Origin of the sequence: Kitasatospora sp. NPDC058218 (assembly GCF_042882445.1) — a bacterium.
GTDB lineage: Bacteria > Actinomycetota > Actinomycetes > Streptomycetales > Streptomycetaceae > Kitasatospora.
Window position 1 is genome coordinate 105,449 of sequence record NZ_JBHVWC010000015.1, and the last position, 11,355, is coordinate 116,803.

Annotated in this window: 11 protein-coding genes; 6 read left to right on the forward strand and 5 right to left on the reverse strand. The window is 72.4% G+C overall.

The genetic code is table 11. The annotated features are described in order from the left end of the window. Positions 1-284: 284 nt before the first annotated feature. Positions 285-1,235: a tRNA (adenosine(37)-N6)-dimethylallyltransferase MiaA gene (gene miaA / locus ACFVYI_RS12090; RefSeq protein WP_387883854.1), complete on the reverse strand. Its 951-nt coding sequence runs from the start codon at positions 1,233-1,235 to the stop codon at positions 285-287. A gap of 169 nt (positions 1,236-1,404) precedes the next feature. Here miaA and ACFVYI_RS12095 point away from each other — a divergent pair, with 169 nt between their 5' ends. Next, positions 1,405-1,653: an antitoxin gene (locus tag ACFVYI_RS12095; RefSeq protein WP_387883856.1), complete on the forward strand. Its 249-nt coding sequence runs from the start codon at positions 1,405-1,407 to the stop codon at positions 1,651-1,653. 95 nt (positions 1,654-1,748) lie between these two features. On the opposite strand, the gene ACFVYI_RS12100 is transcribed toward ACFVYI_RS12095, so the two are convergent. After that, a complete protein-coding gene (locus ACFVYI_RS12100) occupies positions 1,749-2,447 on the reverse strand; it encodes a hypothetical protein (RefSeq protein WP_387883859.1) in 699 nt (232 codons plus the stop codon). 96 nt (positions 2,448-2,543) lie between these two features. After that, positions 2,544-4,040, reverse strand: a complete 1,497-nt coding sequence (gene miaB, locus ACFVYI_RS12105) for a tRNA (N6-isopentenyl adenosine(37)-C2)-methylthiotransferase MiaB (RefSeq protein WP_387883861.1) — start codon at positions 4,038-4,040, stop codon at positions 2,544-2,546. A gap of 117 nt (positions 4,041-4,157) precedes the next feature. On the opposite strand from miaB, the gene ACFVYI_RS12110 reads away from it, so the two are divergent. Beyond that, positions 4,158-5,177: a TAXI family TRAP transporter solute-binding subunit gene (locus ACFVYI_RS12110; protein ID WP_387883864.1), complete on the forward strand. Its 1,020-nt coding sequence runs from the start codon at positions 4,158-4,160 to the stop codon at positions 5,175-5,177. A 67-nt stretch (positions 5,178-5,244) separates the two neighbouring features. Here ACFVYI_RS12110 and ACFVYI_RS12115 read toward each other — a convergent pair whose 3' ends face one another. After that, positions 5,245-6,681, reverse strand: a complete 1,437-nt coding sequence (locus ACFVYI_RS12115) for a sensor histidine kinase (RefSeq protein WP_387883867.1) — start codon at positions 6,679-6,681, stop codon at positions 5,245-5,247. A 6-nt stretch (positions 6,682-6,687) separates the two neighbouring features. Then, complete coding sequence (locus ACFVYI_RS12120; RefSeq protein ID WP_387883870.1) at positions 6,688-7,473, reverse strand: response regulator transcription factor; 786 nt, start codon at positions 7,471-7,473, stop codon at positions 6,688-6,690. Positions 7,474-7,857: 384 nt separating this feature from the next. On the opposite strand from ACFVYI_RS12120, the gene ACFVYI_RS12125 reads away from it, so the two are divergent. The 4 genes from ACFVYI_RS12125 to ACFVYI_RS12140 all read left to right on the forward strand — a co-directional run bounded on the left by ACFVYI_RS12125 (position 7,858) and on the right by ACFVYI_RS12140 (position 11,219). Next, positions 7,858-8,631, forward strand: a complete 774-nt coding sequence (locus ACFVYI_RS12125) for an amino acid ABC transporter ATP-binding protein (protein ID WP_387883873.1) — start codon at positions 7,858-7,860, stop codon at positions 8,629-8,631. 125 nt (positions 8,632-8,756) lie between these two features. Next, complete coding sequence (locus ACFVYI_RS12130) at positions 8,757-9,662, forward strand: glutamate ABC transporter substrate-binding protein (protein ID WP_387883875.1); 906 nt, start codon at positions 8,757-8,759, stop codon at positions 9,660-9,662. 58 nt (positions 9,663-9,720) lie between these two features. Next, complete coding sequence (locus ACFVYI_RS12135) at positions 9,721-10,371, forward strand: amino acid ABC transporter permease (protein ID WP_387883877.1); 651 nt, start codon at positions 9,721-9,723, stop codon at positions 10,369-10,371. Continuing rightward, entirely contained in the window at positions 10,368-11,219 is an 852-nt protein-coding gene (locus ACFVYI_RS12140) for an amino acid ABC transporter permease (protein WP_387883879.1), read from the forward strand. The genes ACFVYI_RS12135 and ACFVYI_RS12140 overlap by 4 nt, the downstream gene beginning before the upstream one ends. Positions 11,220-11,355: the final 136 nt, after the last annotated feature.

Consider the following 11,355-nt stretch of genomic DNA (forward strand, 5'->3'; position numbering starts at 1 on the left):
CTGGCGCTCTGGCCGGTTTCGGGGCCGGTACCCGTCGACACGCGGCCTCCCCTGACAGTTCGACACGAGTGCGACTCGCGGCCGGGCACGGTCGACCCGCCCGGGCCGACCCTTATGGCATCGATGATGGCATGTCCAGGGAGGCGTTCCGGGCCTGACCGGGGCCGTCGGGTGATCCGTGGCCATCACGTGATCGGGCCGTAACCGTCGGTTCTTCCTGCACGCCCACCTGCGCGCGCAGGTGCACCGCCGAAATGGCCGGATACCGCCTACGCCCGGTCCGATTACTGACGGCCGATCAGCTCCAGCGAGCGGGCGAGCAGCTCGGCGGGGTCGGCGCCGGCCGGCCGCGAGAGCCAGTTGATCCGGTCGTCGCGACGGAACCAGGACTCCTGGCGGCGGGCGAACCGCTTGGTCGCGCGAACGGTCTCGGCGCGGGCCTCGTCCTCGGTGCACTCACCGGCGAAGTGGTCCAGCACCTGCTGGTAGCCGAGCGCGCGGGAGGCCGTCCGGCCCTCGCGCAGGCCGAGCTTCTCCAGTTCCCGCACCTCGTCCAGGAGTCCGGCCCGCCACATCCGGTCGACCCGCAGGGTGATCCGCTCGTCCAGCTCGGGCCGGGGCACCGCGACGCCGATCTGTACCGCGTCGTAGACGGCGGTGTTGCTCGGCAGGTTGGCGGTGAACGGCTGCCCGGTGATCTCGATGACCTCCAGTGCCCGGACGATCCGCCGGCCGTTGCCGGTCAGGATCGCCTCGGCGGCGGCCGGGTCCAGCTCCGCCAGCCGCCGGTGCAGCGCGTACGGGCCGGCCTCGTCCAGCTCGGCCTCCAGCCGGGCCCGGACCGCCGGGTCGGTGCCGGGGAACTCCATCTCGTCGATGGCCGCCCGGACGTACAGCCCGGAGCCGCCGACCAGGACCGGGGTGCGGCCGGCCGCGAGCAGCCGGTCGATCTCGGCCCGGGCGAGCCGCTGGTACTCGGCCACGCTGGCGGCCTCGGTGACGTCCCAGATGTCCATCAGGTGGTGCGGGACGCCCTCGCGCTCCGGCACGGTGAGCTTGGCGGTGCCGATGTCCATGCCCCGGTAGAGCTGCATCGAGTCGGTGTTGATCACTTCGCCGCCCAGGTCGCGGGCGATGGCGACGGCGAGGTCGGACTTGCCGGCGGCGGTCGCGCCCACCACCGAGACGACACGGGGCGGGGCGGCGTGGGGCGGGGCGGTACGGGAGCTGCTCACCGGACCAGTCTCGCAAAACCGTCGCCGCGCCGGTGACCTCCCCGCCCGGCTGGTCCCACCGGGTGACGATATGAGCGGTTCCGGACGTTTGCGCCGGACCGCGAACGGTTCGGCCACGACGGACGTTGAGCAGGAAACAGAGAGGAACGGTGAGACCACCATGGGTCTGATGGACAACCTCAAGGGCAAGGCCGGGGAGCTCAAGGGGAAGGCGAGCGAACTGGCCGGCAAGCACAGCGAGCAGATCGAGCACGTGGTGGACAAGGCCGGCGGCGCGATCGACAAGGCGACCAAGGGCAAGTACAGCGAGAAGATCGAGCACGGCGCCAGCAAGGCCAAGGGAGCGGTGGACGACTTCGCCCACAAGCCCGGCGACCCCGGCGCCGGCGGTGCCCCCGGCCAGGGCCCGACCATCTGATCCGCGGCCCCGTCCCCGCGACCCGGGCCGCGGGCACCCGGTCGCCGACGCGGGCGTCGGTCACGGCCCCGGGCGTCCGGGTGCGGCCCCGGGCGTCAGCTCCAGGACGCGACGACGTACCCGACCCCGTACGGCGCGTCCCGGTAGCCCAGCCGCGCGGTGAGGCCGGCGCCCTCGGCGGCGCCGGCCAGCACCTGCCAGGGGGCCCGGCCCTCGGCCAGCAGCTCGGCGGCCAGCCCCTGGTCCACGGCGGCCAGCGCCGCCACGTCCGCCGAGCCCAGCGCGTCCGCGATCACCGCGTCGAAGCCCTCGGCCCGCTCGTCCAGGTAACCCGGCGCCTTCAGCGAGCGGCAGGCGCTGCCGTCGCCCATCACCAGCAGCCCCACCCGCTCCGCCAGACCGGCCAGGCCCTGGCCCAGCCCGAGCATCCGGTCGACGGGCGCGTCGGCGGGCACCGCGCAGGCGTGCGTCGGCAGGGTCGCCCCGGCCCGCTCCAGCAACCAGGCACCGACGGTGAGCGAGGGGGAGAGTTCCGGCCCCTCGACCCGTCCGGACGGCAGCTTGACCGCCAGCGGCACCCCGTACCGGTGGAACGAGCCCGCGCCGCCCTCGGTCCACACCTCGGGCTCGGGCCCGGTGCCGACCACCACGACCAGCTCCGGCCCGGCCGCGAGCAGCGCGGCGAGCGCCTCGTCGCAGGCCGCGCGCAGCGGCTCCAGCTCGGCGGCGGCGCCGGCGGCGACCTGCGGGACGAGCAGCGGCGGACAGGGGCAGACGGCGGCGGCAACCAGCATGTGGATCACTCTAACCAAGATGGAAAGCGCTTCGGCGGCGGACGAAAGCGGCCCGGCGGGATCCGAGATCCCACCGGGCCGCCGAACGGTCGACGGTCAGTCGCCGCAGCAGCCGCCCGTCGCGGGGGCGGCCACCGGCGCCGGCGCACCGATGGTGGGCAGGCCGAGCATCACGCCGGCCGGCTTGGCCGCCGGGGCCGCCTGGCGCTTCTCCCAGGCGTCGCCGGCCCGGGTGCGGCGCACCGCGAGGGTCGGGCCCTCGGCCAGCAGGTGGTGCGGGGCGGCGTAGGTGATCTCGACGGTCACCATGTCGCCCGGGCGCACCGGCTCGGCGGGCCGGGTGAAGTGCACCAGCCGGTTGTCGGGGGCGCGGCCGGAGAGCCGGTCCGTCCTGTCGTCCTTCTTGCCCTCGCCCTCGGCGACCAGGACCTCCAGCGTGCGGCCGACCTGCTTCTTGTTCTCCTCCCAGGAGATCTCCTCCTGGAGCGCGATCAGCCGGTCGTAGCGGGCCTGCACGACGGCCTTCGGCACCTGGTCCGCCATCTCGGCGGCCGGGGTGCCGGGGCGCTTGGAGTACTGGAAGGTGAAGGCGTTGGTGAAGCGGGCCTCGCGCACGGTGTGCATGGTCTGCTCGAAGTCCTCCTCGGTCTCGCCGGGGAAGCCCACGATGATGTCGGTGGAGATGGCCGCGTCCGGCATCGCCTCGCGCACCTTGCGGATGATGCCCAGGAAGCGCTCCTGCCGGTACGAGCGGCGCATCGCCTTGAGCACGGTGTCCGAGCCGGACTGCAGCGGCATGTGCAGCTGGTGCATCACGTTCGGGGTCTCGGCCATCGCGGCGATCACGTCGTCGGTGAAGTCGCGCGGGTGCGGCGAGGTGAAGCGGATCCGCTCCAGGCCCTCGATCTGCCCGGCGGCGCGCAGCAGCTTGGAGAAGGCCTCGCGGTCGCCCAGGTCGGAGCCGTAGGCGTTGACGTTCTGGCCCAGCAGGGTGACCTCGATGACGCCCTCGTCGACCAGCGCCTCGATCTCGGCGAGGACGTCGCCGGGGCGGCGGTCCTCCTCCTTGCCGCGCAGCGCGGGCACGATGCAGAAGGTGCAGGTGTTGTTGCAGCCGACCGAGATGGCCACCCACGCGGCATACGCGGACTCGCGGCGGGTGGGCAGCGTTGAGGGGAAGGTCTCCAGCGACTCCAGGATCTCGACCTGGGCCTTGCGCTCGACCGCGGCCCGCTCCAGGAGCGCGGGCAGGTGCCCGATGTTGTGGGTGCCGAACACCACGTCGACCCAGGGGGCCCTGCGGACGATGGTGTCGCGGTCCTTCTGGGCCAGGCAGCCGCCGACGGCGATCTGCATGCCCTGGTGGCGGCTCTTCACCGGCGCCAGCTGCCCGAGGTTGCCGTACAGCTTGTTGTCGGCGTTCTCGCGCACCGCGCAGGTGTTGAACACGACCAGGTCCGGGTCGCCGTCCTGCCCCGCCTTCACGTACCCGGCGTCCTCCAGCAGCCCCGACAGGCGCTCGGAGTCGTGGACGTTCATCTGGCAGCCGTACGTGACGACCTTGTAGCTCTTCAATCCGCTCTCACCGCTCACCCGACCAGGGTACGGGCACCCGCGAAAGGCTTTTCCCCGACCGTCCTACCGCCCGGCCGCCCCCGGCCGACCGCCCGGCCCCTCCCGTTCGCCGCGCGAGCCTGGCACTATCCCTGCATGGCCCCCTCCCCCACCACCCGACCCGGCACCGCCCTCCGCGCGGCCGCCCGCAGCCCGCTGTGGCGGACGCTGCTGGTCCTGGTGCTGGTGCTGGCCGGGTTCGGCGGCTGGTGGGTCTCGGCGGGCCGCTCACCCGGTTACCCGCGCGGCGAGACCGGTTTCGCCACCGGGGTGCAGCGCGGTGTGTACGACCGGTACGGGCAGCTGCTGGAGACCCACGTCGCCAAGGCGATGCCGGGGGTGCGCCTGCGACTGGACAACTCCCAGGGCTCGATCGACAACCTGGCCCGGGTCACCAGCGGCCAGGACGACTTCGCGATCGCGACCGCCGACGCCGTCGCCCAGTACTCCGGCCCCGGCAAGGACCGGCTGCGGGCGATCGCCCGGCTCTACGACGACTACCTCCAGCTGATCGTCCCGGCCTCCTCCCCGGTGCGCCGGACCGTCGACCTCAAGGGCAAGCGGGTCGGCGTCGGCCAGTCGCTGTCCGGGGTCAACCTGGTGACCAGGCGGCTGCTCTCCTCGGCCGGCCTCGACCCGGACCACGACATCACGCCGGTCATGCTGGGCGTCGGCGACGCGGCCGACCAGCTGCGGGCCGGCAAGCTGGACGCCTTCTTCTGGTCCGGCGGGCTGCCGACCAACGCGCTGACCGACCTGTCGGACCACGTCGCGATCAGGATCGTGCCGCTCGGCGACCTCGCCGAGGCCGTGCACAAGGTCGAGGGCGGCGGCACCGACGCCTACCGGGCCGCCACCATGCCGAAGGGCACCTACCCCAACGCCGAGCCCAAGGACGCGGTGGCCACCGTGGCCGTGCCCAACCTGCTGATCACCCGGGAGGACGTGGACACCGACCTGGTCCAGGGCATGACCCGGGCGGTGATAGACAGCCGCGACCAGATCGGCTCCCAGGTGCACGCCGCCCAGCTGGTGGACCTGCGCACCGCCGTCTACACCGACCCGCTCCCGCTGCACGAGGGCGCCATGCGCTACTACCGCTCGGTGAAGCCGTGACGCCGTGGAGTCCCGTGACGCCGTGACGCCTTGAGGCGTGACGCCGCTGGGCCGTGAGGCCCCGGCCTCAGAGCTTCTTCCCCGCCCGCGGCACCGCCAGCGTCACCGCGAGACCGGTCGGCCGCACCGGGGCGAAGGTGAGCGAGCCGCCGGCGGCCAGCAACAGGGTGCGGGCGATCGAGAGCCCGAGGCCCGAGCCGTCCACGTTCTGGTGGCGCGCACTGCGCCAGAACCGGTCGCCGGCCCGGGCCAACTCCTCCTCGGTGAGCCCGGGCCCGGCGTCCGAGACGGTCACCGCGACCTCCTCGCGCCGCACCGCGACCAGCAGCCGCACCCGGCTGTCGGCCGGGCCGAACTTGAGCGCGTTGTCGAGCACCGCGTCCAGCGCGCTGCCGAAGCCGATCGGGTCGGCCATGCCGAGCGCGAGCGCCGGGCCCTCCCATCCGAGCTCGATCCCGCGTTGCTGGGCCACCGGCCGCCAGGCGTCCGCCCGGGCCAGGGTGAGCGCCGCCAGGTCGGTCGGCTCGGGTTCGGGGCGGGCGTGCTCGGCGGTGGCCAGCCCGAGCAGGTCGTCCAGCACCCGGGCCAGCCGCACGCCCTCCTCCCGGACCCCTCCGAGCTCCTCGTCGTGCCCCTCGGGCAGCTCCAGGCCCAGTACCTCGACCCGCAGCAGCAGCGCCGCCAGCGGATTGCGCAGCTGGTGCGAGGCGTCCGCGACGAAGGCCTTCTGCTGGTCCAGGGCGAGCACCACGTGGTCGGCCATGTCGTTGAACGAGCGGGCCAGGCGCTGCAGCTCGGGCGGCCCGCCGCCGGGCGCCACCCGGGCGTTCATCCGGCCGGTGGCGATGTCGTGGGTGGCCCGGTCCAGGGTCCGGACCGGGCGCAGCACCCATTCGGTGAGCCGGGCGGCCAGCAGCACCGCGACGATCATCGCGGCGGCCTCGCCGGCCCCGATCACCAGCCAGCGGCGCAGGACCCGGGTGCGCATCCCACCGGTCGGGGACTCGCTGAGCACCACCGCGACCACGTCACCGTCCCGGACCACCGGGGTCGCGATGGTCAGGGTCCGGTCGGGGGTCCACGGCCAGACCTGCGGCGGGTTGTGGCTGCGCCGCCCGTCCAGCGCCTCCTGGAAGGCCTGCTCGCCCCAGCCGCCGGCGGGTACCCGCCAGTCCCCGGGGGCGGTGGCGATCGGCAGGCCGTCGCGCTGGAAGATGCCGAGCCGCACGCCGTAGAGGTCGTGGTAGCGCGCCACCTCGGCGTCCAGCGCGTGCCGGCGGCTGAGGTCGCCGGGGGCGGGCTGCGGGTCGCCCTTGACGGCGGACTCCAGCCCGGAGACGCCGGAGGTGGGCAGGTCCTGGGCGAACCGGGCCGCGTCGTCGAGCCGGTCGACCACCACCCGGCTCTGCTCGGCGGCCGCGACCGCCGCGGCGAGCGGCAGCCCGAGTGCGGCCAGTACACAGAGCATCAGGGCAAGCAGGATGCCGAGCAGGCGGGTGCGCACGTGCGGTCAGTGCTCCGCGCGGGCCTGAGGCGCTTCCGCGGCGACCGGAGCGGCGGCCGGGGTGGTGGCCGGAGCAGCGACCGGGCAGTCGGGGATCAGCCGGTAGCCGACGCCCCGGACGGCCTCGACCAGCCCGGGCAGGGCGAGCTTGGTGCGCAGCGAGCCGATGTGCACCTCCAGGGTGCGGCCGTTGCCCTCCCAGCCGCTGCGCCAGACCTCGCTGAAGATCTGCTCACGGCGGTAGACCACGCCGGGGCTCTGCGCGAGCAGCGCCAGCAGGTCGAACTCCTTGCGGGTGAGCGGGACGTCCCGGCCGTCCACGCTGACCCGGCGGCGCTCCCGGTCGATCCGGATGCCGCGGGACTCCAGCGGCCCGCGCTGCTGCGGTACGACGTCGGGTGCGGGTGCCGCCGCCGCGGCGGGCGCCGCGCCGCGCCGGGCCACGGCGTGGATCCGGGCGAGCAGCTCGCCCATGTCGTAGGGCTTGGTGACGTAGTCGTCGGCGCCGAGGTTGAGGCCGTGGATCCGGGAGCGGATGTCGGCGCGCGCGGTCACCATGATCACGGGCACGCCGCTGCCGGCCCGGATCCGGCTGCAGACCTCGAAGCCGTCGCGGTCGGGCAGGCCGAGGTCGAGCAGGACCACGCGGTACGGGTCGTTGCCGTCCGGCACCAGCGCGTCCAGCGCCTCGTGCCCGCTGCGGGCGTGCCGGACCTGGAAGCCGTGCCGGCCCAGGACCGCGACCAGCGCGGCGGCCACACGTTCGTCGTCCTCGACGAGCAGCAGTCGCATCGTTCCTCCTCCCCCCGACGTTCCCCGGGGTGTCGCGTGATGTTCACGGGCCCCACCGGGCAGGTCCCGGTTCTGCGCAGTATGGGCCAGCGGAGCGCCGGACGCCAGGGTCGGCCACGCCCCGGGACCTCCGGGGACGGCGTGCGGCGGGTCGGCTGCCCGCTGTCACCGTGCCCCCGATTTCCCGGTGTGAACGGCGCTTGCCCGGCGTGTGGCCGGATCGTGATCCTCAAGTTCCGCTCAGATCGGCTGACGTGACATCGTCATGGCTCCTATGGTCACCCCACCGGGGGCCGAGGCTCCGCCGGCCGAGGCCCCCGGTTCCTACCATCACTGCCGCCCAAGGGAGTTCGACTCCCCGGGCTGACACGAGGAGCAGGCGCGATGACCGAGAGCCTGATCAAGGACTCCAGCGCCGCGACCGCTCCGCTGGTGGCGCTGAACGGAGTGAACAAGCACTTCGGCGCCCTGCACGTCCTCCAGGACATCGACCTGGAGATCGCCCAGGGCGAGGTGGTGGTGCTGATCGGCCCCTCCGGCTCGGGCAAGTCCACGCTCTGCCGGACGATCAACCGGCTGGAGACCATCGACTCCGGCACGATCACCATCGACGGCCGGCCGCTGCCCGCCGAGGGCCGGGAGCTGGCCAGGCTCCGGGCCGAGGTCGGCATGGTGTTCCAGAGCTTCAACCTCTTCGCGCACAAGACCGTGCTGGAGAACGTGGTGCTCGGCCAGGTCAAGGTGCGCGGGATCGCCCGCGAGCAGGCCGTGCGGACGGCCCAGGAGCTGCTGGAGCGGGTGGGTGTCGGCGCGCAGGCGGCGAAGTTCCCGGCCCAGCTCTCCGGCGGCCAGCAGCAGCGCGTCGCGATCGCCCGGGCACTGGCGATGAACCCGAAGGTGATGCTCTTCGACGAGCCCACCTCGGCGCTCGACCCGGAGATGATCAACGAGGTGCTGGAGGTCATGCGCCAACTGGCCGCCGACGGCATGACGATGGTCGTCGTCACCCACGAGATGGGCTTCGCCCGCTCCGCGGCCAACCGCGTGCTGTTCATGGCGGACGGCCGAATCGTCGAGCAGAACACCCCCGAGGCCTTCTTCACCGCGCCGCGCAGCGACCGCGCCAAGGACTTCCTCTCGAAGATCCTGCACCACTGAGTTTCCCGGGCCGGACCACCGGTCGGCGACGGCGGACACGCCGCCGCCGATCACGTCCGCCCGGCCACCTTCCTGCCGCCAGAGCCCGGTTGAACCGTGGCCCAGCCCCGAGGAGAAGCACCCTCATGAGGACTCGTCGCACCTTCGCCGTCGCGCTCTGTGCCATCGCGCTCACCGCCACCGCCGCCTGCGGCAAGGACGGCACGCCCGGCGACGCCGCCGCCGCCAGCGGCAGCACCGCCCCCCAGCTGCCCACCTACACCGTCAAGACCGACGCGAAGGTGGACTCCGCGATCTTCGCCGAGGCCAAGAAGCGCGGCCAGCTGATCATCGGCGCCAAGTCCGACCAGCCGTTCCTCGGCTTCGAGGACCTCGCCAGCGGCGACCGCAGCGGCTTCGACATCGAGATCGCCAAGATGATCGCCGCCGACCTCGGCTTCACCCCGCAGCAGATCAAGTGGCAGACCCTGGTCTCCTCGCAGCGCGAGCCCGCGATCTCCAAGGGCCAGATCGACTTCTACGTCGGCACCTACAGCATCAACGACGAGCGCAAGAAGACGGTCTCCTTCGCCGGCCCGTACTTCATCGCCGGCCAGGACTTCCTGGTGAAGGCGGACAACACCTCGATCACCGGCCCGGAGTCGGTGAACGGCAAGAACATCTGCACCGCCACCGGCTCCACCTCGATCAAGAACATCCAGCAGTACTCGCCGAAGATCACCCAGTTCGACACCTACTCGGCCTGCGTCGAGAAGCTGATGTCCGGCGAGGTCGACGCCGTCACCACCGACGACGCCATCCTCAAGGGCTACGCCTCCAAGTACGCGCCCAAGCTCAAGGTGGTCGGCAAGCCGTTCACCAAGGAGAACTACGGCGTCGGCCTGAACAAGGACGACGCCGCGCTGCGGGGCGCCATCAGCGACGCCCTCAAGGCCCACCAGGACAACGGCGACTGGAAGAAGGCGTACGACGCCACCCTCGGCCTCTCCGGCGCCGCGGCCCCGCAGCCGCCGGCCCTGGAGCGGTACTGATCTCCCGGCCGAACCGCTGCTGACCAACTCTGACCAACTCTGAGAGGAGGGCCGCCGGATGGGTTTCCTGTTCGAGGACGGCAACTTCGCGCTGTTCCGCGACGGCTTCCTGCAGACGATCGAGCTGAGCGCGCTCAGCGCACTGCTCGCCCTGCTGCTGGGCACCCTGCTGGCGGCCTTCCGGGTCTCCCCCATACCGGCGCTGCGCGGCTTCGGCACCGGCTGGGTGACGATCTTCCGCAACACCCCGCTGACCGTGCTGTTCTTCGCCGTGACGTTCGGGCTCCCGCCGCTCGGCGTGCACTTCAGCCACCTCACCTTCGCGGTGCTGGCGCTCGGCAGCTACACCGCGTCGTTCGTCTGCGAGGTGCTGCGCTCGGGCATCAACACCGTGCCGCTCGGCCAGGCCGAGGCGGCCCGCAGCCTGGGCATGACCTTCGGTCAGACCCTCACCACGGTCGTCCTGCCGCAGGCGGCCCGGACGGTGCTGGCCCCGATGAGCAGCGTCTTCATCGCCCTGCCGAGGAACTCGGCGATCGCCGGCGCGTTCAGCGTCAGCGAGCTGTACAGCGTCCAGCAGGGGTTCTCCGAGGACGGTTACTCGATCTTCGCGATCTTCTTCTGGGTGGCCTGCGCCTACCTGGTGATCAGCGCCGTGGTCGCCCTGCTGTTCCGCTTCCTGGAAGACCGACTGGCGGTGGCCCGATGAGTACTCTCTTCACCCGCTCCTCCACGGCCAGCGTCCTCTACGACGCTCCCGGCCCGCGCGCCCGCGCACGCTACCGGCTGTTCGGCGTCCTGTCGCTGCTCGCGATCGCCGGCCTGCTCTGGTACGCCATCGCCAGCCTGGCCTCCAACGGCCAGTTCGACGCCGAACTCTGGGACGCCTTCCAGTACACCAACATCCAGCAGCGGATCGTCGACGGCCTGCTGGCCACCCTGGAGGCCTTCGGGCTGGCCGCGGTCCTCTCGCTGGCCCTCGGCGCGCTGCTGGCGGCCGGGCAACTCTCCGACCACAAGCCGGTGCGCTGGGCGGCCGTCTCCTTCGTCCAGTTCTTCCGGGCGATGCCGCTGCTCATCCTGATCGTCGCGCTCTACTACGCCTTCTTCGCCAAGAACCCGATGTGGGCCCTGGTGCTCGGGCTCACCCTCTACAACGGGTCCGTGCAGGCGGAGATCATCCGCAGCGGCGTCAACGCGGTGCCGCGCGGTCAGGGCGAGGCCGCGTTCGCGCTCGGCCTGCGCAAGACCCAGGTGATGACGACCATCCTGGTGCCGCAGGCGGTCCGCTCGATGCTGCCCTCGATGATCGGCCAGCTGGTCGTCACCCTGAAGGACACCTCGCTCGGCTTCATCATCACCTACCATGAGCTGCTGTTCGTCGGTAAGGCGATCGCCAGTCAGCCGATCAACGCCGCGGGCTTCCCCTACATCCCCGTGGTCCTGGTGATCGGGCCCATCTACATCCTGATGTGCCTGCTGCTCACCGCGCTCGCCCGGTGGATCGAGGCACGCGGCCGCCGCGGCGCGAACCGGCGCACATCAGCTGCTGCTTGACGGACACGCAGGCGAACTGTTGCATTGCTCTTCGTGACACCATCCGGGACCATCCTCGCGGCATATGACGCCCCCTCGTCGGCCTGCCCGGCCCCGGAGGTCTGCGGATCCACCCGGCCGGCCGGCCGCTGCCCGG